The organism is Paucibacter sp. TC2R-5 (assembly GCF_025717605.1).
Lineage (GTDB): Bacteria > Pseudomonadota > Gammaproteobacteria > Burkholderiales > Burkholderiaceae_C > Paucibacter_A > Paucibacter_A albus.
On record NZ_JAJIRQ010000007.1, the window covers coordinates 158,410 to 183,284 of the forward strand.

At 63.0% G+C, this 24,875-nt stretch carries 17 protein-coding genes; 7 read left to right on the forward strand and 10 right to left on the reverse strand.

The window, feature by feature from the left end; translation table 11 throughout:
* Positions 1 to 280: 280 nt before the first annotated feature.
* The 3 genes from LNV08_RS17025 (at position 281) to LNV08_RS17035 (ending at position 7,508) form a co-directional block, all read left to right on the forward strand.
* A complete protein-coding gene (locus LNV08_RS17025; RefSeq protein ID WP_263534927.1) occupies positions 281 to 4,537 on the forward strand; it encodes a beta strand repeat-containing protein in 4,257 nt (1,418 codons plus the stop codon).
* Positions 4,538 to 4,622: 85 nt separating this feature from the next.
* A complete protein-coding gene (locus LNV08_RS17030) occupies positions 4,623 to 5,564 on the forward strand; it encodes a PEP-CTERM sorting domain-containing protein (RefSeq protein ID WP_263534928.1) in 942 nt (313 codons plus the stop codon).
* 294 nt (positions 5,565 to 5,858) lie between these two features.
* On the forward strand, positions 5,859 to 7,508 hold the full coding sequence (locus LNV08_RS17035; protein ID WP_263534929.1) for an ankyrin repeat domain-containing protein: 1,650 nt from the start codon (positions 5,859 to 5,861) through the stop codon (positions 7,506 to 7,508).
* Between the two features lie 39 nt (positions 7,509 to 7,547).
* Here LNV08_RS17035 and LNV08_RS17040 read toward each other — a convergent pair whose 3' ends face one another.
* From LNV08_RS17040 to LNV08_RS17075, 8 genes are all read right to left on the reverse strand, one after another.
* Complete coding sequence (locus LNV08_RS17040) at positions 7,548 to 9,251, reverse strand: M14 family metallopeptidase (protein ID WP_263534930.1); 1,704 nt, start codon at positions 9,249 to 9,251, stop codon at positions 7,548 to 7,550.
* 123 nt (positions 9,252 to 9,374) lie between these two features.
* A complete protein-coding gene (locus LNV08_RS17045) occupies positions 9,375 to 9,551 on the reverse strand; it encodes a hypothetical protein (protein WP_263534931.1) in 177 nt (58 codons plus the stop codon).
* A gap of 7 nt (positions 9,552 to 9,558) precedes the next feature.
* Positions 9,559 to 10,320 carry a LytR/AlgR family response regulator transcription factor gene (locus LNV08_RS17050; protein ID WP_263534932.1) on the reverse strand — a complete coding sequence of 254 codons (762 nt, stop codon included), beginning with the start codon at positions 10,318 to 10,320 and terminating at the stop codon, positions 9,559 to 9,561.
* Positions 10,317 to 11,441 carry a sensor histidine kinase gene (locus tag LNV08_RS17055; RefSeq protein ID WP_263534933.1) on the reverse strand — a complete coding sequence of 375 codons (1,125 nt, stop codon included), beginning with the start codon at positions 11,439 to 11,441 and terminating at the stop codon, positions 10,317 to 10,319. The genes LNV08_RS17050 and LNV08_RS17055 overlap by 4 nt, the downstream gene beginning before the upstream one ends.
* Before the next feature lie 77 nt (positions 11,442 to 11,518).
* Positions 11,519 to 12,277 (reverse strand): class II glutamine amidotransferase, encoded by a 759-nt coding sequence (locus tag LNV08_RS17060; protein ID WP_263534934.1) that lies wholly within the window; start codon positions 12,275 to 12,277, stop codon positions 11,519 to 11,521.
* Positions 12,278 to 12,289: 12 nt separating this feature from the next.
* Positions 12,290 to 13,549 carry an NAD(P)/FAD-dependent oxidoreductase gene (locus LNV08_RS17065; RefSeq protein ID WP_263534935.1) on the reverse strand — a complete coding sequence of 420 codons (1,260 nt, stop codon included), beginning with the start codon at positions 13,547 to 13,549 and terminating at the stop codon, positions 12,290 to 12,292.
* Positions 13,550 to 13,718: 169 nt separating this feature from the next.
* Positions 13,719 to 16,565 carry a TonB-dependent receptor domain-containing protein gene (locus LNV08_RS17070; RefSeq protein ID WP_263534936.1) on the reverse strand — a complete coding sequence of 949 codons (2,847 nt, stop codon included), beginning with the start codon at positions 16,563 to 16,565 and terminating at the stop codon, positions 13,719 to 13,721.
* A gap of 224 nt (positions 16,566 to 16,789) precedes the next feature.
* A complete protein-coding gene (locus tag LNV08_RS17075) occupies positions 16,790 to 18,976 on the reverse strand; it encodes a malate synthase G (protein WP_263534937.1) in 2,187 nt (728 codons plus the stop codon).
* Positions 18,977 to 19,132: 156 nt separating this feature from the next.
* On the opposite strand from LNV08_RS17075, the gene LNV08_RS17080 reads away from it, so the two are divergent.
* A complete protein-coding gene (locus LNV08_RS17080) occupies positions 19,133 to 20,041 on the forward strand; it encodes a LysR family transcriptional regulator (protein ID WP_263534938.1) in 909 nt (302 codons plus the stop codon).
* A gap of 8 nt (positions 20,042 to 20,049) precedes the next feature.
* Positions 20,050 to 20,505, forward strand: coding sequence for a DUF2214 family protein (locus LNV08_RS17085; protein WP_263534939.1), 456 nt, complete (start codon positions 20,050 to 20,052; stop codon positions 20,503 to 20,505).
* 8 nt (positions 20,506 to 20,513) lie between these two features.
* On the opposite strand, the gene LNV08_RS23090 is transcribed toward LNV08_RS17085, so the two are convergent.
* Both LNV08_RS23090 and LNV08_RS17095 read right to left on the reverse strand, forming a co-directional pair.
* Positions 20,514 to 20,903, reverse strand: a complete 390-nt coding sequence (locus LNV08_RS23090; protein ID WP_318014133.1) for a hypothetical protein — start codon at positions 20,901 to 20,903, stop codon at positions 20,514 to 20,516.
* Between the two features lie 85 nt (positions 20,904 to 20,988).
* Positions 20,989 to 22,350 (reverse strand): serine/threonine-protein kinase, encoded by a 1,362-nt coding sequence (locus LNV08_RS17095; RefSeq protein ID WP_263534940.1) that lies wholly within the window; start codon positions 22,348 to 22,350, stop codon positions 20,989 to 20,991.
* Between the two features lie 40 nt (positions 22,351 to 22,390).
* On the opposite strand from LNV08_RS17095, the gene argS reads away from it, so the two are divergent.
* Entirely contained in the window at positions 22,391 to 24,100 is a 1,710-nt protein-coding gene (argS, locus tag LNV08_RS17100) for an arginine--tRNA ligase (RefSeq protein ID WP_263534941.1), read from the forward strand.
* The gene (locus tag LNV08_RS17105; RefSeq protein WP_263534942.1) at positions 24,097 to 24,861 is read left to right on the forward strand and encodes an SPOR domain-containing protein; all 765 of its coding nucleotides are present in this window, start codon (positions 24,097 to 24,099) and stop codon (positions 24,859 to 24,861) included. Before argS ends, LNV08_RS17105 begins: the two co-directional genes overlap by 4 nt.
* Positions 24,862 to 24,875: the final 14 nt, after the last annotated feature.

A 24,875-nucleotide genomic window follows, 5' to 3' on the forward strand; every position in this document is an offset into this window, starting at 1 on the left:
TGGAGCGCCGCATTGTTACCACTTCGATGGACTCCGGCAAGCGCCGTCGGGCTCATGAGGCCCGCGTCTACGCACTTGTGCGTAGATCACCGCCCCTCCCTACGCACTTGGGCGAATGGCGGTTTGCCCCCACCAACCCTACATTCGTGAACACTGGCTTGCGCAAACCGTGGCAAACGACTTTGACCCGACCTGTCTCGACGTTAGCCCATCGCTGAAAAATTTGTTTCGAACCGCTGGCCCGCCACCAGCTCGCCGCATCTACCTTGAAGAAATCTTCATGAAACCTACCCTGACACGACTGGCCCTTGCCTTGCTGCCCCTGTTCGGCGCCGCTTCGGTGTCCGCCGCTACCGTCCCTTGGATCGGACCCAACGGAGGGAGCTGGAGTAACGCCGCCAATTGGGGCGGACCGTTTCCCGGCGTACTGGACGATGTGCAGTTGGGGAGCTTCAACACCCATGTCATAGGCAATATCGTCGTCGGCAGCGCGACTGGCACGGGCACGGTGCTCATCAACACTTCTAACGGCAGCGGCTTGAACCTCCGGGGCAATAGTTCGCTAGGCGGTTTGACGCTGGAAGAAGGATTCTTCAACAGCAATGCCACCACTTCGATCTCAGGTTCGTTGACTTGGCGCAACGGCAGTCTCCTAGGCCCAGGCACGACCCATGTTGAGGGGTCGGCAAGCCTGAGCTTGGCCAACGGTCTCCTCCTCACGGGTGGCCACACCCTGGTGCTGAAAGGCAGCACCAGCGCGCAAACGCTCGGTTTCTCATCCCAAAATTCGCTAGCGATCGAAAATGCACGTCTAGTGAACGAGGGCACCTGGCTTGATCAGGCGAGCGACAACACCTCGTTCACTAATTTGAACCCCCACCTGGGCCTCGGCAACTTCGACAACGCAGGCAGTTTCACCAAGAGCTCAGCGACCGTCACCACCTTTGAGCGTGGGGTGCAGTTCAACAACAGCGGCACGGTCAATGTCAACGCCGGCACACTTCGCATCGCCGGGGGCGGCAGCAGCACGGGAAGCTTCAATGTGGCCGAAGGCGCCACCCTGGCCTTTGGCAACGGCCCGACGGCCTACACCTTGGGGGCCACGGTCATCAACGCCGGCAGCCTGACGATAGACGGCAACGTCAACGCAGCACAGGGCCTGCAGTTGGAAGGGCAGGTCGCGGTCAATGCTGGCAACTTAAGCCTGGGCGCTGCCAGCAGCTTTGCCAAGCTGAGCCTGAACGGCTTCGGCGCCATCACCCAGTCCTCGTCCATCGTGGTGAACGGCACGCTGAATTGGACCGGAGGCTTTCTGAACGGTGCTGGCAGCACCCGCTCGACCGGTGTGCTGGAGCTCACCGGTAGTGGCTTCAAGCAGTTGGGTTTGAACCACACGCTGATCACCGCCGGAGACACCTTGCAGACCGGGACCGGAACGCTCGCTATTCAAACAAACGGCCGCATCCAGAACCAAGGCATCTGGACGGAGCAGGCCAGTGGCGAAAGCAGCATCGTAGGCGGTCGTTTCGACAACGAGGGCCTGTTCAACAAGCAGTCCACGTTCCTCACAACCCTGGGCTTTTCCGGCCAGGTGTTCAACAACACCGGCACCGTCAACGTCAATGCCGGCACGCTGCGACTCACCAGCAGCTTCAACAACCAGGGCCAGATTAACGTTGCCAGCGGCGCGGAGCTGGACGGTGCTCACGCCAGCTTCGCCAACGCCGGCACGCTGGCCGGCACGGGCACGGTGCGCGCTTTGGACACCCTCACCAACACCGGCATCCTCGCCCCCGGCGGGGTCGGCCAAGTCGGCCAGTTGCAGGTGCTGGGCAATCTGGCCACCAGCGGTAGTCTTCAAGTCGACCTGAGCCGCAGCAGCGCCGACCTGCTGGCGGTCAGTGGCAATGCGGACTTAGGCGGCACGCTGAATTTCTCCGTGCTCAGCGGCCAGCGCCTCGCGCGGGGCAGCAGCTTCACCGTGATGAGCTGGGGCAATCGCAGCGCCGGCAGCGAGTTCGCCAGCCTGGACTTCTCGCAGGCTTCGGGCTACCGCTTCACCACCGACTATGGCGCCACGGGCTTGAGCGTGAAGGTGACGGGCCTGCCCTATACCTGGACCGGCGCCGCTGCGGGCGGCGTCTGGGACGTCGTCAACAATTGGAACGAGGGCAGCGATGGCCTGCCGCAAGCCGGTGACGCGGTGCTGCTGGGCGGCGCGGACACACGCATCCGCACCACCCTCGCAGCGGCCACCGTCACGGGCACCGGCCGGCTGATCCTGGAAGGCGGCGCCCACCTGATCTTGAGCGACAGCGGCAGCCTGGGCGCCGCCTCGCTGCTGCAAGGCCGGCTCACCAACAACGGCCGCCTGGTGGTGACCGGCCCCAGCACCTGGATCAGCACGGAGCTGCGCGGCACCGGCGTGACCCGGCTGGAAGGCGCCACCGCCATTTCGGGCACCGACTTCGACGGCACCTCCTCCGTGCTGGGCGGCCACACGCTGGAACTGGCCGGCAACACCACCTTCACCGGCCGGCGCGGCATGTCGGTGGGCGACGGCGGCACCTTGGTCAACCAAGGCAGCTGGGTGGACCAGGCGACGAGCAACGTCACCCTGGGCAACTTCAACGGCGGCACGGGCCGCTTCCTCAACCAGGGCAGCTTCACCAAGGTGTCCAATACGCGCACGCTGATCGGTGAGACCTCGCTGGACATCGAGAACACCGGCAGCATCAACGTCAACGCCGGATACCTGCGCCTGAGCGGCAGCCGCGTCAACAGCACTGGCACGCTCAATATTGCGGCCGGCGCCGAGCTCAGCTTGGTGAGCAATGACGCCACGCTGGGCGGCAGCGTGAACAACGCCGGCACCCTGAGCCTGGACGGTGGCGTGCTCGCCATCGCCGGCGACCTGCTCGTACAGGGCAGCGGCCTGACGCGAGTGAAAAGCATCGTCAACAACGACAACGCCTTGCGCATCGCCGGCAGCGTCGACTGGCATGAGTCGACCTTGCGCGGCAGCGGCAGCACCCGCATGGACGGCACTGTCATGCTGGTCGGCGACCGCAGCCGTGGCGTGCTCGGTGGGCAAACGGTGGAGCTGGCGGGCACCACCCGGCAGGTCGGCACGGGCGGCTTCAGCATTGGTCAAGGCGCGGTTTTGCGCAATCTTGGCACCTGGCTGGACGAGGCCACGGGCAATGTGGGCCTCGGCAACTTCAATGGGGGAGCCACCGGTCGGTTTGACAACGTCGGCACTTTCACCAAGACCTCGGCCGTCGTCACCGAGATCGGCAACGGCCTGCCGCTGAACAACACCGGCACGATCAACATCAAGGCCGGTACGCTGCGCATCAGCGGCGACGCCAGCCTCACCGCCGGGCAGATCCAGATCGCCAGTGGCGCCATGCTCGACCTGGCCAGCGGCAGCATCGCACTCAAGGGCACGGTTCAGAACGCTGGCACGGTGGCCCTGAATGGCGCCACGGTGCTGGTGACAGACAGCGCCACCGTGCAAGGCGGGCTGACAACGCTCAACAGCAGCACGGTCCACAACACCGGCCGGCTCGTGCTGAGCGGCAATACCGACTGGCTCATCGCCCACCTGACGGGCAGTGGCAGCACGCGGATGGAAGGCGCCCTCACGCTGTCGGGCAGCAACGGCCGCGGCCTGACCGGCGGCCAGACGCTGGAGTTGGCCGGCAGCACCACGCAGACGGGCACCGGCAGCCTCAACACCGGCGGCGGTGCCCGCGTGCTCAACCTCGGCAACTGGGTCGAGGCGGCGAACGGCAACGTCAGCTTGGGCAACTTCCAAGGCGGTGCAGCCAGCCGCTTCGACAACGTCGGCAGTTTCACCAAAACCTCGAGCTTCGTCACCGACATCGGCAACGGCCTGGTGCTGAACAACACCGGCAGCATCAAGGTCAACGCCGGCACCCTGAACATGAGCCAGGCCTTCAACAACCAAGGCCTGCTGAACGTGGCGGCCGGCGCGGAAGTTGCCAGCAGCGTCGTGGACTTTGCCAACGCCGGCACGCTGGCGGGCGACGGCACGGTGCGCATGGTCAACGCGTTCTCCAGCCTGAGCAACACCGGCATCTTGGCGGCCGGCGGCCTGAACGACGCGGGCACGCTGAGCCTCTTGGGCGGCCTGACGCAGCAAACCGGCGGCATCTTTCTGGTCGACCTGGGCAGCACGGCGGCCGGCGGTTTTGATCTGCTGACCATCAGCGGCGCGGCCTCGCTGACCGGCACCCTGGCCGTGAACCTGCTGGACGGCGCGCACTTCAAGGTGGGCGACAGCTTCACGGTGATGACATGGAACCAGCGCCTGGGCGACAGCCAGTTCGCCAGCCTCGACCTCCGCCAAGCCGGCGGCTACAGCTTCGCGACCGAGTACGGCGCCAGCAGCCTGACGCTGCGCGTGATGACGGCCCCCGTGCCCGAGCCGGGAACTTGGGCGCTGATGGCGCTGGGCCTGGGCCTGGGCCTGCTGGCCTGGCGCCGCAGTGCCGCCCGCCACGCGGCCTAACCCCCAGCCGCTGGGCGCGCCACAGGCACAAGGCAAGCCCGCTTCCTGCCTCGTCCACACCTTCTTACCTTTTTGAAAGCTCAACATGACCCCACTACTCTCCCCCGCCACCGTCGTTCAGCCAGCCTTGCCGACCTGGGGAAAAACGTCTTTGGCCTTGGCCGCTCTGGCCTCGCTCCTGCAGGCAGCACCCTCGCATGCGGCCACGGCCAGCGCCAGTGGTGTGGGTAATACGATGACAAGACCGGGATTTGCAACGGCCAAGTTCAACCACCAGAGCGGTTTTGCCGAAGGAAATGGTTATGAGTTCCGCGGTGGCGTCGGGGCATCGGCCTTTGCGTCGGTCACAGGCGGAGAGTGTTGCGACAAAGTTACTTCGACGAGTGCAAGGGGCTCGGCCTCTTTTTCGGACAGTTTTCGGGTCACGCTGGGTCAAGTCGCCGACGTGGGCAGTGCCACATCCTTCTTGCTGACCGTGCCGATCTTGGCCCATGGCAGCGCTCAATTCGATTGGCAGCCCAATCCAGGAAGGGCCGAACTTACTTCCTTTGGCGGGGCCTACTACAAGTACAGCTGGTCGGTCGCGAATGCTTCGGGCAAGGGCGAAGCCGGGGAGTCCAAATTTATAAATCGCCCGGAAGAAGTCTGGGATAGAAACACCGGCGGTCTCACCGCCAGTTTCATGGTGTCGCTCGGCCAGGTGGTGGACCTCAATCTCTACGCAGAGGCGTACGTGCAGGCCAATGTGTACGGCAGGGTCGGCTCAAGCGGCGCTGCGGATTTCGGCCACACCCTGCGTTGGGGTGGCGTGTCCAGCATCACCGGCTTCGACAGCGCAGGCCAACAGGTCGCACTTCCCACCGACTTCCAGCTGGCACTGCTCAGCGATACGAGCGGCTTCGACTACAGCCAGGCGGCAGGCCCCAACCCCTACACAAGCGCGCCCGTGCCCGAGCCCGCGACCTGGGCGCTAATGGCTGGAGGCATCGGCATGCTGGCCTGGCGCCGTCGTACGGTGCGGGGTTGACCATGAAGCGACCACGCGCGCGGCCAGCTTCAACGACATCGCCGGGGGTTTCACGCTGCTGGGTCCGCAAGCGCCGCATCTAGCGCCACATTTAGCCACCGCACTGTCTCTCAGTTATGGCACACTCTGATCCAGCGCCAGCCGGGGCGCTGCTGGATCCGCAGGCAGGGCTGAGCCCACCCGGACGGACGCGAGTTCATCAAGACCGCGTCCGCTCAAACTTCACTTCCGCTGTTTTGCCTTTGTGCGGCCTGATCGCGCGGATCGCAGGCTCTACACGCATGGAGGTTTCCCTTGACTACGAGCCATCACGGGGCTGCAGCGCAGCCCACCTCGCCCGAGGTTCCTGAGCTTCCCGCCCTTCCCGACCTAGCCGATCTGCAGCAACTCAAGCGCCAAGCGCGTGAACTGCTGCGCGCCTGGCGTGCCGGAGATCACCCCAGCCTGGAACGCGCTGCGCCCTACCGGCGCGACGATGCCGCCGCGCCGCCCAGCCTCAGCCTGGCCCAACTGGCGATTGCACGCGAGCTGGGCTTCCCCAGTTGGCCCGCCCTGCACCGCGCCGTCATCGCGCAGCAGGAGGCACGCCAGCTCGACAACGCCGCTTTGGTAACGCGCTGCCTGGCTTTGGCGCTGGGCCGGGGCTGGGACAGCCCGCAGCCCTTGCGCGCCTTGGCGCTGCTGCAGCGTTTGCGCGGCCCCTGCCCGCCGGACCTGCGCGCCGCGCTGGCTATGGTGCGGGGTGAGCTGGAAACGTTGGAAGCCCTGCCCGCTGCGGGCCAGCGCCTGCCTCCGTTCGATGCGCCGGCCTTGGCGTACGTGTGCTTCTCCAGCCTGCATCGCCTGGGCGAGCTCTGGGCGAGCGGCTTGATGCGCAGCGCCCAAGCCTTGCTCGTGGACTGTGCTCAAGCTGGCAGCGATCTCGATGCGCTGCGCATGCCCGACCCCGACATTGAGCCCACTCCAGCGCCGACCGAGCCGCCAGGGCTGCCGCTGCTCTATGGCGCCATCGCCCGGGCGCAAAGCCCCGAGCTCGCCGCCGCGCTGCTGGCTGCCGGTGCCAACCCGAATGACGGTGAATCGCTGTATCACGCCTGCGAAGACGCCGACCGCAGCCGAGCCGCGCTGCAGATCCGTCAGCTGATGGCCCATGGTGCGCGCTGGCAGGGCACTAACGCGTTATTGCGCCTGCTCGATTTTGAGGACCCCGCTGGGCTCGCCCTGGCGCTAAGTCTAGGCGCCGATGTCAATGAAGCCGGCCCCGAGGGCGCGACCGCGCTGCACCATGCGCTGCGCCGGGGCCGCTCGGCGGCCTGCCTGAGCCAGCTGATCGCGCAGGGCGCCGATCTTTCGGCACGCGATGCCGAAGGCCGCACGCCGGCCACATTGGCGGCGCTGTTGGGTGAGCTTGAAGCCCTAGAACTGTTGGCGGCACAAGGCGCCCAGCCCGAGCTAGCCTCCGCAAAAGAGCGCTTCCTGGCCGCCTGCGCGGCCGCTGATGAAGCCAGCGCTCGCGCCTTGCTGCAAGAGCAAGCCGACTTGCTTGATCAGCAGCTGACGGCCCAAGAGCTGAGGCTGCTGCCCGACCAAGCGCAGCGCCGAGCAAAGGCGTCGGTGGCCCTGATGCTGTCACTGGGCTGGCCGGTCGCGGTACAGGGCGATTGGCAAGCCAGTGCGCTCAACCAGGCCGCCTTCAACGGCGACGCGGCCCTGGTGCAACTGCTGCTTGCTCACGGCGCCAGCTGGGAAGAGCGCAACGGCTTTGGCGGCGATGTGATGGGCAGCTTGCAGCATGCCGCCGTGCATCTGCCCCAACCCGGGGGCGACTACTTGGGCGCGCTGCAAGCACTGTTGGCCGCCGGTGCGCCCTGGCCCTCGGATGAAGAGCGCGAGGCACTGCCGGAGACTTTGCAAGCCTGGCTGGATGAGCAGGGCTTGGCTTGACCCTCTAACCCGCCAACCCGCTTCATCTGTTGGGGCAAATCAATCTAGGCTTACTTCCGTCCTCACCGTACCCGCCCGCTCCGCGCTGGCCGTCAGCGCCAGCCTTGTGCCCTTGGGCGCGCGCACCACCCACTCGCCGACCGCCCGGTCGGCAGTCAGGTCACGGTTGGGCAGAAAGGCCTGCTGAGAGGACTTGGGGCCATGGCCTTCGAGCTGCGGGCCTTCCATGCGCTCTTTGCCGCTGACCAGGCTAACGGCTGGATTGAGCGCAGGCAGATGGATCTCGAACATCACGCCGCGCACCACCTTGCGCTCCAAGGCCCGCTTGGTCACATAGGCCGGCAGATAGCCGCTATTGGCCACCGCCATGCGGATGCGCCAGGTGTCGGGGCCCAAAGCCCTCACTTCGGTGCGCAGCAGCTCCAGTTTGGGCAAGCTCAATGCAATCTGGTTCATCCAGGCCGGGAAGCGGGCCGCCTCGCGCTCGCGCAGCCAGGGGGGAGGATTGCGCCAGTAGTTCATCTTGTCCCAACCACCAATCTCGACGTCACCGAGTTGGGGATGATGGAACTCGGTCCAGTCCACATAGGCCTTGCCGCCGCATTGCTCGTCGCTCCACTTGAGCAGTTTCAAATCGTCTTCGACCGAATGATCGCGGTACCAGTCGATCCATTTATAACCCTCGATGCCGGCCTCTTTGTTCGGTGACCACAGCTCCACCACCCAGAACAGCGCGCCCAGATGTTCATAGACCCAGTCCTGCGTGCCGGTGATGACTTCCTTGGGGTGGTATTTGAAGTCGTGCCAGATGCTGATCGCCGGGTAGCCGCTGTGCTTTTCGCCCAAGGCGGAGAAGCGCTTGTAGGCCCACAGGTCCTCCGGGATCATGTCGTCATCGCTGTGCCCGCCCATCGGCCGCAGGATCACGCCGCTGTGGGTGTGATAACTGATCGCCGCACCGATATTCGGGTGGGTGGTGATGAACTCCACCATCGCCCGCACCTCGGGCTCGCTGGTCGGAAACGGGCCAGCGCCGACCTGCTTGTATTCCTGCCGCCACTCGGATGGGAAGTTACGGTTCAGGTCCAGGCCCTCGCGGTCCTTGTTGACCGTCACGGTCAAGCCGTCGTGGTTCTTGATGAAGCCCTCGGGCAACAGGCGGTAATACTCGCCGCCAAACTCGCCCGGCTCGCGCGCCACCAGCAGGCGCGGTTCGTCGGCATGCTTTTTGTAAGTGCCATGCGGGTCGGGCACGCGCATGCTCAGAATGCGGCCGTCGCCGTCGATGTCCTCCGGCGTCAGACCCTCGACCGGCTGTTCGTCATAGGGATAGGGTCGGGTCGAGGAGCGGATATGGCGGGGCCGGTCAGCCAGCGCCAGCTCGGCACCGTCGGGGTTCAGGCGCGGCACCATATAGATGGCGCGGGTGTCCAGCAGCTGGGTCACTTGAGCATCGGTGTCGTAGCCGGAGATCAGGTGGTGCAGGTAGTAGAGGCAGGTGGTCGAAGCGGTCAGCTCGGCGGCGTGGATATTGCCGTCGAGCCAGAAGGCGGGCTTGTCGACATCGGCGCCGGTGGCGGTGTTGGTCAGCACCAAGACCCAAATGTCCCGGCCCTCATGGCTGCGGCCGATCGAGCGCACCGAAACCAGATTCGGCCGCGCTGCGGCATAGGCAAACAGCAGCTCGGTCAGCGGCTCGTAACGGTAGAACTCATCGAAGCGGGGGATGGGCAATGCGGCCATAGGGGAGAGCTCGTTGAGGTGAAAGCGATCGACCCATTCTGCCTAAAGCTTGTGACTTGTATAGCAGGGGCTGCCCGTAGCTCGCCGCAAAGGCAATTCAAAACCAAGCGCAGCAACAAACGGCTACTTTGCTGCCGAGCTGGCCAAGGTCTTTTGGGCCCGCTCTTCTGGGGCTAGCTCGGCACGCGCCTTGGCAATCAAGGTATCGGGCAAGCTGGTTCGCAAGGCGCTTTGCCGAACGGTTTGTACAACCTCGGCTCGGCCACGCAGCAGTGGTTTGGGATGGATGAAATTGAACATCTTGCTGCTACTGCCCCTTGAACAAGCCCTGAAATTGCCGCGACACCGGCAACTTCTCCTCGCGGCCCTTCAGCGTGACGTGCATGGCGTTTTCATCCACCCGCACCGCGCTGGCGATGCAGCGGCTATTGACCAAGACGCTGCGGTGCAACTGCCAGAACGCGTCGGCATCCAGCCCGGCCAGCAGTTCCTTGAGTGGTGTACGGATCAGCGCCTCGCCGCCCTGGTAGACGACGCGGGTGTAGCGGTTGTCGCTCTCGAAATAGATCACCTCCTCGGGCGCGATCAACTTGATCTCGCGGCCCAGCGAGGCTTGGATAGGCCTTGAGACCGGCTTGGCCGGAGGCAGCAACTGCTGCAGCAGTTTTTGCAGATCGCCCGCTTGGGGAGCGGCCGCGCTCAAACGTGCCTGCACCCGCTGGACGGCCTGCGCCAAGCGCGCGTCTTCAACCGGCTTCAAACAGTAATCAACCGCCCCAGCTTCAAACGCCGACAGCGCATGGTCGCCATAGGCGCTCACGAACACCACTTGCGGCGGCGCGGCCAGCTCGCTCATGCGGCGCGCCACCTCCAGCCCGCTCAGACCCGGCATGCGGATATCCAGAAAGCACAGGGCCGGCTCATGTTCCAAATAATCGTCCCAGGCATCGACACCGTTCTCGCTGGCAGCCACGATGTCCAGTTCCGGCCACAGGCGCTTCAAAGCGGCGCGCAGTTGCTCGCGCGGGCCTTCTTCGTCATCAGCGATCAGGGCTTTGATGTTCTTCATGGTTTGGACTCCACGGTATGAATCTCCAGGCTTGCCGAACAACCAGGAGTCAAGGGCTTCAAGCTCAGACGCGCGCGCTCGCCATAGAGCTGCTGCAGCCGCTCGCGTGAATTCTGCAGGCCCAAGCCGTCCACAGCAGCGCTGCTCAGGCCAGCGCCGTCATCGCGCACCTCGATCAAGACCTGCCCCTCGGTCGGTTGGGCGATAGTGACGGTGATGCTGCCGCCGCGCAGCGCGGGCTCAATGCCGTGGCCGATGGCGTTCTCCACCAAGGTCAAAAGCAGGCCCGGCGGCAGCTGCAGCGATTCGTCCACGCCTGCGCCTACGTCGATCTGCCATTGCAATCTTGTGCCCAGGCGCGCTTGCATCACCTCCAGATAGCTGCGCACGATCTGAAGCTCCTCGGTGAGACTGAGGCTCTCGCGCTCGAACATCGGCAAGGTGGCGCGCAAGTACGCCGTGAAGGAGCGCAAGGTGCTGCCCGCACGCGGGTCCTGGGTGTCGACCCAATGTTGCACCGAGGCCAGCGTGTTGAACAAAAAATGCGGCTGGATCTGCGCGGTGGCGAGGCGACGGGCGAGCTTGAGATGGCGTTCTTGCTCCTCCAACTCACGCAGGCGACTGGCAATCTGCTGCGCCCTTATCAGCACCAGAAAGAACCAAGATATCAGCGCCAGCACGCCCACAGCAGCAACGATCAGCACCAGCGCCTTTTGTTCTGATCGCTCCAGCGCAGGCACAAAGCTCAAGGGCTTGAACTTCAGCAACAGGAAGACCGCCGTCAGCAAAGCTACGCTTCCCACGGTATACAGATTCAATCGATTTCTGGTCGGCTGCCGCCACAGTTGCTTGGCCACCCACAAGGCCAAGCTGCTCATCCCCAGCGCAAGCAAGGCCGCCCAGTGGATCAGTCCACGCGCCACATCGTTGTAATTGATCGCCAGCAGCACCAACACATTGCTGTAGACGTAATAGTCAATCGACTTGGGCCAGGGCTGCTGGCCAGCGCGGGCCATTTCCTCGGGCGTGAAGACGCGTCGTGGACCGGGCCAGACCCATTGGGTCCAGTCCAGTTTGAGCTTGCCCTCGGCATCGGCAGCGTTTGAAGATGTGCATCGCATGGCCGGCAGTCTAGGCCAGGCTCGCGATGTGTACTGGCCGGATGCGGCGAACAGCGGATCGCCGCGTTGAATGGCGGCTAGAAGGACATCAACTCACCGCCGACAAACACCTTCAGCTCGCCCGGCTGGAACGCCACCCAGGGCTCGTCGCGCGTCAGCGGCTCGGTCGCGATGATGGCAACGCGGTCGTTTTGCGTGGTCAGCGCGGCAAAGTCAACGCTGAGGTCTTCGTCCTGCAAATTCACCCGACCAAAGGGGTGGCGGCGCTGCAGATAGTGCAGGTGTGTCGAGCCATGCGCCCATAGCGCTTGGCCATTAGACAAAAGCATATTGAAGGTGCCGAAGGCATTGAGCTGCGGCATCAGCTCGGCCAGCGTGTGGGTCAACTCCTCGACCGAAGGCACATCGCAATGCGCCTTGCCCAGCTCCTGCATCAACCAGCAAAAGGCACGCTCGCTGTCGGTCTGCCCGACCGGCTTGAAGGCCGCATGCAGGCGCGGCTCGAACTCTTTCAAATTGCCGTTGTGCGCGAACACCCAGTAGCGGCCCCACAACTCGCGCTGAAACGGGTGGGTGTTTTCCAGCGAGACCTGGCCCTGCGTGGCCTTGCGGATATGTGCGATGACGTTATCGCTCTTGATCGGATAACGTTGCACCAACTCGGCCAGAGGCGAGACTCGGGCGCTATGGTGGTCGACAAAATGGCGCAGGCCGCGGCCCTCGAAGAAGGCAATGCCGAAGCCATCCTTGTGCTCGTCGGCGCGATTCGCCAAGCCGGTGAAGCTGAACATCACGTCGGTGGGCGTATTGGCATTCATGCCGAGCAGTTGGCACATGGCTTAAACCTCTTACCCTTCGAAGAACAGGCGCTTGAAGCCCTTCAGGCTGATCAAATTGCCGGGGTTGCTGGTTTCGTTCAAAACGCCACTCATCCGTTTGACCAAACGCTCGCTCTTGTTAGCGCGCCAGATCAAGAGGTCGATCAACCAGGGGTGGGCGTTGACCTGATTGGCGCGCTCGTAAAGGTCGAATTTAGGCTTGAGCGCCGTCAGGCTTTGCTCATAGGCCTTGCGAATCTGCGCGTCGCTGGCACCGTTGGCGCGGCCCGCCAGCAACGCATCGGCCGCCAGCATGCCGGTTTCCATCGCCTTGCCAATCCCTTCGCCGGTGAAGGAATAGGTGCTACCGGCCGCTTCACCGGTGACCAACAAGCCGGGGCGGCTCCACTTGGCTCCGGTCAAGGTGCAACGAAGCGGCGCACCCTTCAATTCGCCCAGCAACTCGCCTTCGCGCATCAACTCGGCAGCGGGCGGATAGCTCTCAACAAAGGCGTCGAAGATCTTGCGCAGATTCAGCTCTTTCTTGCTGCCTTTGCCGTCTTCCGACTTGTGACTGCCCGCCACACCGACGCCGATATTGAAGCAGCCGTCCGGCGCCGGGAAGATCCAGCCATAGCCGGGCCGCACCTTCTTGGTCCACACCACATCCATCGCCTTGATGCGCCCGACCATGCTGGGCGCGCGTACATAACCCCTTAGTGCTACGCCACTGGGCGTGTGGCGCTCGCACAGTCCGGCGGCCGTCAGTGCCTTGGGCACGGCGCCGGTGGCCAGGATCACCCAGTCGGCGCGGACTTCCTTCGATTCGTCGCCGACCTTCAAGGTCGCGCCGATCACGCGCGCTTCAGCATCCAGCAGCGGCGCCTCGAAGCGTGCCGGCGCCACAAACTTCGCGCCCGCGTCCTGTGCGCCTTGGCACAAGATGTCGTCCAGGATTCTGCGCGGCAGTACAGCCAGCTGACCGGGCACGTCGATGCGGCCACCGCGCGGACCTATGCAGCCGACATGCGCGACCGGCTGCGCACGCGCCATCACTTGGTCGAGCAAACCCAGGCGAGCCAAAGCGGCGTGGGAATCAGGGATCAACCCATCGCCGCAAATCTTGTCGCGGCCTTGGGGCAGTTGATCAACCAGCAATACATCTAGGCCCGCTTGCGCCAACACCCTGGCTGCTGCGCTACCGGCGGGGCCGGCGCCGATGATCAAAACGTCGCAGCGCGGAGGAACAGCGAGATGCGTGGCGGCAATGAGTGCTTCTGACGGGGACATTAACAATTTTTCCTCTGGAGAGGGCGTATTTTAGGAGGCGTTAACGGCATGGTTGGCGAGGCCAAGTTGCCTAGCCCATCACAGACACTTTAGCTGGCAAAAAAAACGGCCCCCGAAGGAGCCGTTTTCAACTTACTTGCTGACTAACTCAGCAATGAGTCTGCTTAGATCAGAACTTCTGGCCGTAGCGGACATACAGGAAGCGACCTGGGATCATGTACTGTGGGTCAAAGCTGTTGTTGGCGGTCGAGTACGAAATCGGTGGGTTCTTGTCGAACAGATTGTTCACGCCCAGAGTAATCGTGCCCTTCCAAGGTGCCCTGTACGAAGCTGACACATCGTGGTAGACCACTGCGCCGATCCGGTTTGTCGCATCAGTCGTATCTGTGCTGGGTGACGAGCACAGGTTATCGAGGCCCACGCCGGTCAACCTGGAGCAGTCTTCGGTTTGAGCACCGAAGTAACGCGCACCCCAGGTTGCGCCGAAATCACCATAAGACCAGTTGGCGTTCAAATTGCTACGCAGACGCCAGTAGTTATCACGGTTGAAGTACTTGCCGACCCGGTTTTCACCACTGGAATCGGTGAAGTCCTTCATATAGGTCGAATCCAATACCAAGCCGAAGGTACCGAAGCTAGTCTTAGGCAGACGATAGTTAATCGTCATGTCGTAGCCTTCAACCTTGGTCGTCGCGTAGTTCAGGCCGGCAGACAACAAGGTGTTGATGGCGCCGCCTGGGTTACGTGTGAACGCGCTGCAAAAAGCTGCTTGGCCTTCCTTGATGCAACGATCCAAAATGGTCGAAGCGCCGATGGTCTCGATACCGTCCTTGATGTCAATCTTCCACCAATCCAGCGACACGTCGAAGCCGGTCAAGAAGCCAGGGGCGAAAACGACTCCGAGGGTCTTGGTCGTCGAGGATTCAGGCTTCAAATTGGTGTTGCCGCCAACGCTGATGCGAATCTGCGAGTTGCCTTGGTCGTAACCGCCGACTGGCACGCCTTGCGCATGGCAACGGCCCTTTTGCTCGGCGGTCAACTTTGCGTAGCCACCACCGTTGGTGGTCGAGCAAGGGTCGCCCAGGGTCGGGAAGCTGTCGGACACGCCCTGGTACAACTCAGAGATCGAAGGTGCGCGGAAGCCTTGGCCCCAGTTACCACGAACCATGAAGCTGTCGACGACTTGCCAACGCAAACCGGCCTTGCTGTTGGTGGTGCTGCCGAAGTTGGAATAGTCGGAATAACGTGTCGCTACCGACAGGTCAATCATCTTGGCGAAGGGCAGGCCCTTCAGCAAAGGAATCGACAACTCACCGAAAGCCTCTTTGACGTTGTAGCTGCCATCAGTCGCTGTGCGGGCGTTGCCCGTGGTGTTGCCCGATGCGATCAAAGCATCCGGACGGTCATAACCCGACTCGCTACGACGCTCAACGCCCAAGGCGATGGAGGCCATACCAGCAGGCAGCTTGACCAGGTCACCGGACATATTGGCATAGACCTGGGACATCGTGGAGCCCCGCAGGTCATGCGCCTCAAAGCTGGTGTAACCCAGCATGCCCGGCGTGATCGAGCCAACACCGCCCAACAGGTTCATAGGCACGCAATCCGGCACGCGGGTCGCGATGTCGCCGGCCTTGCTGACGCAGGTCGGAACACCCTTGCCATCCAGCATCGACGGGCCGAGTGCGGAACGCATGGCCAGCAGATTGAACAAGCCCTTGGTCGTGTCTTGCTGGCTGTTGCGGCCATAGGTGGCGCCAGCATCCCAGCTGAAATCACGCTCCAGCATTGTGAAGCTGCCTTCCAGGCCGGCGTTGAAGCCGCTGGTGTTGACGTCTTGCTTGTAAGAACGGCCGCCGGTTTCAACCGCACGACGCTGCACACGGGACACATCCAACCCGAACGGGTTGTACATGCTGTCCTTGCTGATCGCAATCGTCTTAGGGATAGAGCCGGCGCCAGGGCCGGTACCCAGAACGATAGGCATCGCAGCCAGCAACTGCTCGGACTTGCGGTTATTGAACACCGCCATCATGCTGGCCGTGATCTTGTCGCTGATGTCGTACTGCACGCGGCCAAAAACCGAAGCGCGCTCTTGCGGCGTCACCAGGTAGTTGTCGGGCGCGAAGTTGTAGTTATCCTTAGCGCTGTAGGCGCGCCAGTCATTGCCAACTTTGCCTGGATCGTAGGTGAACTGACCCGCAGCGCCGCCTGGACGCGATTCGCCGCCTGTACAAAGACCGGTCACAGAGCTGAAAGTGCCCTTGCAAAGGCCGAAGCGGCCGCCAGGAATGGTCGAGCTGCCGAAGGTCACGCCGGTGTTCACGACGGGGACCGCAGAGATGTCTCGGTCGCCTGCTCCGAGAGCGTCTTCCTTGACATAGGCCATGCCCAACACCGAGCGAACTTTGCCCGAGTTGCCGCCAATGGTCAGGTCGACAGACTGGCGCTTGCCGTCACCCTTGCCGTACTGACCTGTGTAGCCATTGAACTCCATGCCTTCAAAGGACTTGCGCAAGATCACGTTCACCACGCCAGCGATAGCGTCTGAACCGTAAGTCGCGGATGCGCCGTCTTTCAGCACGTCGATTCTTTCGACAGCTGCTGTAGGGATGGTATTCAAGTCAACCGCGCCGCCCAGGCCGGTACCACCGACCCAACGCTTGCCGTTAACGAGGACGAGGGTTCGGCCGGAGCCCAGGTTACGCAAGCTCACTTGCGATTCGCCGTTACCGCCGTTGTTGAAAGAAGAGTTCAGCGCCGAGCCGTTCGTGCTGATCTGCTGAATCATTTCGCCGACCGATGTCAAACCAGTAGCCTGCAGCGCTTCTCTATTGAGAGAAAACACCGGCTGTGAGGTCTCGGCGTCGATGCGCTTGATGCGGCTGCCGGTGATTTCGATACGCTCCAGTTGCTGAGCTTCAGCCGTCTGAGCCTGCGCAGCAGCGGCCATTGTGCCGATCACGATAAAAACAGCAGCGCCTATGGCGCTGGTTTTATGAGTTTTGTTGATCATCTTTAGTTAACCTTGGGGTAGTGGTTTGTCACAATCGCTGCTGCCGATGACTGGCCTTTTTTGGGCCAATCCGACCAGAACAACGGCTCTTGGTAACAAAACTTTACCGCCCCCCCGTGCCAAAGGACATGGTGATATGTCCCCGTGACAAAGATGCAACACCCGCCGCTGACTCGGCCGCCAGTTGCTGTATGCGACTCGCCTACACAGCATGAATCGAAAGTTCAATCCCTAATTGCCTTCACTTTCAGCCGCCAAGCATGCAACAGCGGCTCGGTATAGCCGCTGGGCTGCTCCAGGCCCTTGAAGACCAGGTCCAGCGCTGCTTGATAGGCTGCCGAGCTGTCGAAGTGCCCGGCCATCGGCTGGTAAAGCGCGTCGCCGGCGTTTTGCCCGTCCACCACCGCAGCCATGCGCTCGAAGGTCTCGTTCACCTGCGCGGCGGTCGTCACACCATGCAATAACCAGTTAGCGATGTGCTGGCTGGAAATTCTCAGCGTGGCACGATCCTCCATCAGGCCGATATTGTGGATATCCGGCACCTTGGAGCAACCCACACCCTGATCCACCCAGCGCACCACATAGCCCAAAATACCCTGGGCGTTGTTGTCCAACTCCTGCTGAATCTCGGCTGCCGACCAGTTCGCTTGTGCGACTACCGGAATTTGCAGCAATTTATCCAGGATTGAATTGCGCTCGGCGTCGGCATCGATTTGCTCCAATTCCTTTTGCACCTGCGCCACATTGACCTGGTGATAGTGCAAGGCATGCAGCGTCGCGGCGGTCGGCGACGGCACCCAGGCGGTATTGGCCCCCGCCTTGGGATGAGCAATCTTTTGCTCCAGCATCGCCGCCATCAGGTCGGGCATCGCCCACATGCCCTTGCCGATCTGGGCGCGGCCACGCAGGCCGCAGGAGAGGCCCGTCAGCACATTGCTGCGCTCGTAGGCCGCAATCCAGGCGCTGGTCTTCATATCGCCTTTGCGGAACATAGGGCCTGCCTGCATGGCGGTGTGCATCTCGTCGCCGGTTCGGTCCAGGAAACCGGTGTTGATGAAGGCAACGCGACTGGCGGCTGCAGCTATACAGGCCTTCAGATTGACGCTGGTGCGGCGCTCTTCGTCCATGATGCCGAGCTTGACGGTGTTCTCGGGCAGGCCCAGCATGGCCTCGACGCGGCCGAAGATTTCGGACGCAAAAGCGACTTCCGCCGGGCCGTGCATCTTGGGCTTGACGATGTAGACCGAACCGGTGCGGCTATTGCCCTTGCGCTGCAGATCGTGAATCGCGATGGTCGTCGTGATGACGGCGTCCATGATGCCTTCGGGAATTTCCAAGCCCGCGCCATACAGGATGGCCGGATTGGTCATCAGGTGGCCCACATTGCGCACAAACATCAGCGAGCGGCCATGCAGCTTGACCTCGCCGCCGTTTTCACCATTGACGCCGGTGTAGACGCGATCGGGGTTCAGGCTGCGCGAAAAAGTCTTGCCGCCCTTGCTGACTTCCTCGGTCAGCGTGCCCCTCAAGATACCCAGCCAATTGCCGTAGGCCAAGACCTTGTCCTCGGCGTCGACAACAGCGACCGAGTCCTCCAAATCCAGAATCGTCGACAGCGCTGCCTCCAAGATCAGATCGCTGACCCCCGCGGCGTCACTCTGACCAATCGCGGTGCTTCGATCAATCTGAATGTCCAGATGCAGGCCGTTGTGGCACAGCAGCACCGAAGTCGGCGCCGCCGCCTCGCCTTGATAGCCGATGAACTGAGCGGGATCGGCCAGGCCGGTGACGCTCGCACCCTGTGCCACGACCAAGCGGCCCGACTCGACGCGATAGGCGGTGGCATCTTTGTGTGATCCGTTCGACAAAGGCGCAGCTTGATCCAAGACCTGACGGGCAAAGGCGATCACCTTCTCACCGCGCACCGGGTTGTAGCGGCCAGCTTTTTCGGCGCCGCCGCTCTCCGAGATGACATCGGTGCCATAGAGCGCGTCATACAGCGAGCCCCAGCGCGCATTGGCGGCGTTCAAGGCATAGCGGGCGTTCAGAATCGGCACCACCAGTTGCGGACCGGCCTGCAGCGCCAGCTCCGCGTCCACATGGGCGGTGCTGATCTGCACCGCGCCCGGCGCCGGCACCAGGTAGCCAATCTGCTCCAGATGCGCGCGGTAGGCCGGCATGTCGGTGATCGGGCCGGGGTGAGTGCGATGCCAAGCATCCAAGTCGGTTTGAAGACGGTCACGCTCGGCCAGCAAGGCGATGTTCTTGGGCGCCAGGTCGCTGACGATGGCATCGAAGCCGGACCAGAAAGCAGCGCTATTCACGCCAGTGCCGGGCAGCACCTGCTGCTCGATGAAGTTAAAAAGCTCGGTCGCGACTTGCAAACCGTGGACTTGGGTGCGTGCGGTCATGGTGTGGGGCCTCGATACAAAAAAACTGGATACCCAGAATCTATGCGACTTTGCTGACGCCATTCATCGCCTCAGACGCATGGAATACCTGATTAATTTGCATGAATCAGACGAAACACGAGTTTTTTAGCTCCATGCGGCAGCACAATCAGCGGCATGGACCGCCTCAAGCAGATCGAATCCTTTGTCTTGGTAGCCACCCGCGGCAGCCTGACCGCCGCGGCACAAGTCGAGGGCGTAGCCCCGGCAGTGATGGGCCGGCGCATCGATGCGCTGGAGTCGCGTCTGGGCGTCAAACTCTTGCTGCGCACCACGCGGCGTATCAGCCTGACGCATGAAGGCAGCGCTTTTCTGGAAGATTGCCAGCGTTTGCTGGTCGACTTCAACAACGCCGAAGCCAGCGTCAGCGCCGGCGGCGTCAAGGCCAGCGGCCATTTGCGCATCACCGCTCCGGCCGGCTTCGGCCGCCGCCATGTGGCGCCCCTGGTGCCGGAGTTCTTGGCCGAGCACCCGGACGTCAGCATTTCACTGAACCTGAGCGACCGCGTAGTCGATATCAGTGGCGAAGGTTTTGATTGCGCGGTGCGCGTTGGCGACCTGCCGGATTCCAGCCTGGTCAGCGTGCGCCTGGCCGACAACCGGCGCCTGTGCGTCGCCACCCCGGCCTATCTGAAGCGGGCCGGCACGCCGCAGCACCCGAGCGAGCTGGCGCGCCACAGCTGCCTGATGCTCAGCTCCGACGCCAGCCAGACGCGCGGCTGGGCCTTTAGCGTTGACGGCGAAGTGATCTTCGCCCGCCCGGGCGGGCGGCTCGATTGCAGCGACGGCCAAGTGCTGCACGACTGGTGTCTGGCCGGTCTGGGCCTGGCTTGGCGCAGCACCTGGGAGGTCGAAGCCGACATCCAGGCCGGCCGGCTGGTCGCCGTGCTGGGCAGCTTCGCCGCACCGCCGAATGGCATCTTTGTGCTGATCCCGCAGCGCAAACACTTACCGCTGCGCGTGCGCTTATGGATAGATTTTTTGAAACTGAGCTATGGCAACGATGCCTATTGGCTCAATAGATGACGATGAGCATGAATCTAGAAGCAATTTTGGCCTACCTCCACATCGCTGCCATTCTCAGCGTGGTGGTGTTTATCAGCAGCCAGGCGGCCCTTTGCCGCGTCGAATGGCTGAACCCGGCCGTCGTGCGGCGGCTGGTGGTGCTGGACAAAATCTATCTCACAGCCGGCGCCCTGGTCTTGGCCAGCGGCCTGGCGCGCACGATCTGGGGCATCAAGAGCGCCACCTGGTACGCCGGCCAGCCGCTTTGGTGGGCCAAGCTGGGGCTGATGCTCTTGATCTTGCTGCTCTCGGTCAAACCCAGCCTGGCCTTCAGGCGCTGGCTCGGTCAGCTGAACCATCAAGGCGCGCTGCCGCTCGAGGGAGAGATCAAGGCGGTGCGGGCGCAAATCATGCGAACCGCGCACCTGCTCTTATTGATACCCGCAGCCGGCGTGATGTTGGCACGCGGTTTGGGCATCAGTTAAGTAACGGCTTACTTGGCGGCGGCGTCAGCCACGCACTTCTTCTCAAAGCTGGTCTTGGCCGCGCCGGCCAGCTTCTTCTCGGCAGACTTGGCTGCGCAAGTGGCGGCAGCGTCAGCGACCGGGGCTGCTGCATCGGCAGCGGGTCCGCCGTCGGCCGTGCATTTTTTGACGAAGCTGGTCTTGGCCGCGCCATGCAATTTCTTCTCGGCAGCCTTGGCATCACAAGCGGGATTGCCAGCGGCCGGATGATCGGCGTTGCACTTCTTCAAAAAGCTGGTCTGCGCCGCGCCGTGCAGCTTCTTCTCGGCGGCTTGCGCTTCACAAGTGGCGTCTGCTGCGTGAGCGACGCCGGCGAAGGCGAGCGTGGCCAAGGCCGCAAAGCTAATCAGTTTCTTCATCTGAGATCTTTCTGAGTGGATGGAAGGATTGAAAACTACCTGACGGTCAATTCAAGCATGACAACGCGACAAGCTCAAGACGGGTTTACATGATGCGGCGCGGATGGGCGATGGCCTCATGCGCGGCATGCAAGCGCCGCACCAAGACCTGGATAAAGCCGCGGTCGAAGCGGTGCTGGCATTCCGGACTCAACATCCCCAGCGATTCGGGCGTGAAGGAGATCGTGGTGCAGATCTCACTCACCACTACATCGGTGCTGTGCCGCCGCAGGTCGGGGTTAGGCGCAAGGTACGCCATCTCACCGACCGAGGTGCCCTGACCCAGCGTGGCGACCTTGTTTCCTTCCCTGAACACCTCGACCGCACCTTGCGCAATGATGTGAAAGGTATTGCCTTCCTGGCCACGCTTGTACAGCGCATGCTCCGGCGGAAAACGCCGCCAGCGGCCCCGGTGCACCACTTCCCACAGTTCCACATCGCCAAAACCGGCAAAGAACTCCAGCGCGCGCAGCATATTGAAGCGCTCAGAATCCTTCACCTCATAAAGCCTGGCCAGTGGCACCAACTGCTTGGACACCAGCTCCGACAGCGCGCGGCCAAAAGCCTCCCAGTCCGCATAGCGCTCTTCCGGGTGCTTGGACAGCGCCTTCAGAATCACCGCATCCAACTCGGCCGTCACGCCGCCGCGAAGCCCCACGAGCGAAGGCGGTGCCTGGTGGTAAATCTGGTGCATCAAGGCCATCTGGCTGGGCGCATCAAAGGGCGGCCGGCCGGCCACCAGGTGATAAAGCACGGCGCCGAGCGCGTAAATATCGGCGCGGCAATCGACATCGCCACCCTCGATCTGCTCTGGCGGCATATAGGCCAGCGAGCCGACCCGGTGCACCTGCGTCGAATCGGAATGCAGGTTCAGCGCGCTGCCGAAATCACTGACCTTGACATCGGTGACCTGACCCTGCCCGTCCAGCACCGCCAGCAAATTGGCCGGCTTGACGTCGCGGTGGATCAAACCCTGGCGGAACACATAGCTCAAGGCCATCGCGCATTTGAAACCCAGCTCGACGATTTGGTCCAGCGGCAGCAACCGGTCACTGCGGCAAAAATGCTTCAGCGTCACGCCGGGCACAAACTCCATCACCAGATAGGGCGCGTCCTGCTCGGGCACCGCGTCGAGGATTTGCACCACATTGGGATGCTGCAGCCGCCCGGCCAGCGCGGCCTCGGCGGCGTAGAAGTGGAAGCTGTAGTCGCCCTGCTGTCCGGCACGGCTTTGCGTGGCCCAAGACCGCATGCGCTTGATCGCCACTTCGGCCTTGCGGAATTCATCGAAGGCCAGAAAAACATCGCTGGTGGCACCCTCTCCCAGGCGGCGCAGCACCTTGTATTTGCCGATATAGACCGGCAAGTCGAGATTGGGCTCCAAAGGCAAATCGAGGTCCGAGGACATGACGACCATCATACGCAAGCGCCACCCGTAGAATCTCGAAATGATCCAAGCCAAGCAAGAACTGCTCGCCGCCCTGGGCGAAGCCATCCAGGAACTCAGCCCCGGCTCCACGCTGCTGGCTGCCTTTGAATCGCCCAAGCAGGCCAGCCATGGCGACTTCGCCTGCACGGCCGCCATGCAGATGGCCAAGCCCCTCAAGAAGAACCCGCGCGAATTGGCGCAGGCGCTGATTGATGCCTTGAACGCCCGCCCGGCCTTTCAGCGCTGGGTGTCCAGCATGGAAATCGCCGGCCCCGGCTTCATCAATATCCGCCTGACGGACGCCGCCAAGCAGGCCGTCGTGGCCGAGGTCTTGAGCGCCGGCGCGGGCTTCGGCCAGCAGCCGGCCAACGAGCGCCATGTGATGGTGGAATTCGTCTCGGCCAACCCGACCGGCCCGCTGCATGTCGGCCATGCCCGTCAAGCCGCCCTGGGCGACGCGCTGTGCAGCCTGTTCAAGACGCAAGGCTCGCAAGTCACACGCGAGTTCTATTACAACGACGCTGGCGTGCAGATCGCCACGCTGGCCAACTCCACCCAATGCCGCCTCAAGGGGCTCAAACCTGGCGATGCCGGCTGGCCGGAGAGCGCCTACAACGGCGACTACATCCAGGACATCGCCGACGCCTTCCTGGCCAAGCAGACAGTGGTGGCGGATGACCGCCAGTTCACCGCCTCGGGCGATATCGAAGACCTGGACAGCATCCGCCAGTTCGCCGTCGCCTACCTGCGCCATGAGCAAGACTTGGATCTGCAGGCTTTCGGTTTGCAGTTCGACAGCTACTTCCTCGAGTCCGGCCTCTACAGCAGCGGTCGCGTCGACGACACCATCGCCAAGCTGATGGCCAGCGGCAAGACCTTCGAGGAGGGCGGCGCGCTGTGGCTGCGCACCACCGACTACGGTGACGACAAAGACCGCGTGATGCGCAAATCGGAGGGTGGCTACACCTACTTCGTGCCTGATGTGGCCTATCACATCGACAAGTTCCAGCGCGGCTACAGCAAGTGCATCAATATCCAGGGCACCGACCACCACGGCACCATCGCGCGCGTGCGCGGCGGCCTGCAAGCGGCCAATGTCGGCATCCCGCAAGGCTTCCCCGACTACATCCTGCACAAGATGGTGACGGTGATGAAGGGCGGCGAGGAGGTCAAGATCTCCAAGCGGGCCGGCAGTTATGTGACGCTGCGCGATCTGGTCGACTGGACCAGCCGCGACGCGGTGCGCTTCTTCCTGATCGGCCGCAAGGCGGACACCGAGTTCACCTTTGATGTCGATCTGGCGCTGAAGCAGAACGACGAAAACCCGGTTTTCTATGTGCAGTACGCCCATGCGCGTATCTGCTCGGTGATCCGCAACTGGGTCGCGCGCGGTGGCGATGAGGCGACGCTCAATCAAGCTGACCTGAGCCTGCTGAGCGCGCCGACCGAAGCAGCCCTGATGCTCAAGCTGGCCGACTACCCGCGCATGCTGAGCAGCGCGGCCGAATCGCTGGCGCCGCATGATGTGGCGTTCTACCTGCGCGACCTCGCCGCTTGTTATCACAGTTACTATGCAGCCGAGCGGGTGCTGGATCAGACGCCGGCCTTGAGCCAGGCGCGTGCCGCCTTGCTCGCTGCCACCCGCCAAGTGATTGCCAACGCATTGGACGTGCTCGGCGTTACAGCACCCACCGTCATGAGTCGCGAAGCGATTGAGGAAAGCGCATGAGCCAGAGCAGCGTCAGTAGCAAGAACAAGGTCAGCAGCAATAAGCAAGGGCAGCGCGGCGGCTTTGTGTTGGGGCTGATCGTTGGCGTGCTGCTGGGCCTGGGCCTGGCCCTGGGCGTAGCGCTCTATATCGCCAAGGTGCCGATTCCCTTCATCAACAAGGTGCCGCTGCGTACCGCCGAACAAGACGCGGAAGAAGCCACTCGCAACAAGAACTGGGACCCCAACGCTCCTTTGGCCGGCAAGGCCGGTGCCAAGGTTGCCAGTGGCGTGGTGGGCGGCGCAGCGCCTGCAGCGCCTCACAGCACAGCGCCCGCCGGCACCGCATCCACGCCCGTCATCGCGACGCCGGCCCTTGCGCCAGCCGCTCCCGCCAGCAGCGCTGCTCACGCAGCAACGCCCGCCGCAAGCAGCGCGAAAGCTGCCGAGAAGACCGAAAGAACCGAGAAATCCGAGAAAGCGACCGACAAGGCGAGCGACAAAAAGGCTGACGCCAAAGCCGCCGCTGCGGCCGCCAGCGCCGAGCCCTTCATCTATTTTGTCCAGGCCGGCGCCTTCGTCAAAACCGAGGACGCCGAACAACAGCGCGCCCGCTTGGCCATGCTGGGTTTCAGTGCCAAGGTGCTGGAGCGCGAGCAGTCGGGTCGCACGGTGATGCGCGTGCGCATTGGCCCGCTGGACAACCGCGAAGAAGCCGAGGACCTGCAGCGCAAGGTCGAGGCCGCCGGCATCGAAGCCAATCTGGTGCGCGTGCAGCGCTGATGGGCCGCAAGGCC

Excerpts from the sequence above, each read along its gene's own strand:
- LNV08_RS17025 (WP_263534927.1), top strand. The coding sequence starts at position 281 with ATGAAACCTACCCTGACACGACTGGCCCTTGCCTTGCTGCCCCTGTTC.
- LNV08_RS17030 (WP_263534928.1), top strand. The coding sequence starts at position 4,623 with ATGACCCCACTACTCTCCCCCGCCACCGTCGTTCAGCCAGCCTTGCCG.
- LNV08_RS17040 (WP_263534930.1), bottom strand. The coding sequence starts at position 9,251 with ATGGCCGCATTGCCCATCCCCCGCTTCGATGAGTTCTACCGTTACGAG.
- LNV08_RS17045 (WP_263534931.1), bottom strand. The coding sequence starts at position 9,551 with ATGTTCAATTTCATCCATCCCAAACCACTGCTGCGTGGCCGAGCCGAG.
- LNV08_RS17050 (WP_263534932.1), bottom strand. The coding sequence starts at position 10,320 with ATGAAGAACATCAAAGCCCTGATCGCTGATGACGAAGAAGGCCCGCGC.
- LNV08_RS17055 (WP_263534933.1), bottom strand. The coding sequence starts at position 11,441 with ATGCGATGCACATCTTCAAACGCTGCCGATGCCGAGGGCAAGCTCAAA.
- LNV08_RS17060 (WP_263534934.1), bottom strand. The coding sequence starts at position 12,277 with ATGTGCCAACTGCTCGGCATGAATGCCAATACGCCCACCGACGTGATG.
- LNV08_RS17065 (WP_263534935.1), bottom strand. The coding sequence starts at position 13,549 with ATGTCCCCGTCAGAAGCACTCATTGCCGCCACGCATCTCGCTGTTCCT.
- LNV08_RS17070 (WP_263534936.1), bottom strand. The coding sequence starts at position 16,565 with ATGATCAACAAAACTCATAAAACCAGCGCCATAGGCGCTGCTGTTTTT.
- LNV08_RS17075 (WP_263534937.1), bottom strand. The coding sequence starts at position 18,976 with ATGACCGCACGCACCCAAGTCCACGGTTTGCAAGTCGCGACCGAGCTT.
- LNV08_RS17080 (WP_263534938.1), top strand. The coding sequence starts at position 19,133 with ATGGACCGCCTCAAGCAGATCGAATCCTTTGTCTTGGTAGCCACCCGC.
- LNV08_RS17085 (WP_263534939.1), top strand. The coding sequence starts at position 20,050 with ATGAATCTAGAAGCAATTTTGGCCTACCTCCACATCGCTGCCATTCTC.
- LNV08_RS23090 (WP_318014133.1), bottom strand. The coding sequence starts at position 20,903 with ATGAAGAAACTGATTAGCTTTGCGGCCTTGGCCACGCTCGCCTTCGCC.
- LNV08_RS17095 (WP_263534940.1), bottom strand. The coding sequence starts at position 22,350 with ATGTCCTCGGACCTCGATTTGCCTTTGGAGCCCAATCTCGACTTGCCG.
- argS (WP_263534941.1), top strand. The coding sequence starts at position 22,391 with ATGATCCAAGCCAAGCAAGAACTGCTCGCCGCCCTGGGCGAAGCCATC.
- LNV08_RS17105 (WP_263534942.1), top strand. The coding sequence starts at position 24,097 with ATGAGCCAGAGCAGCGTCAGTAGCAAGAACAAGGTCAGCAGCAATAAG.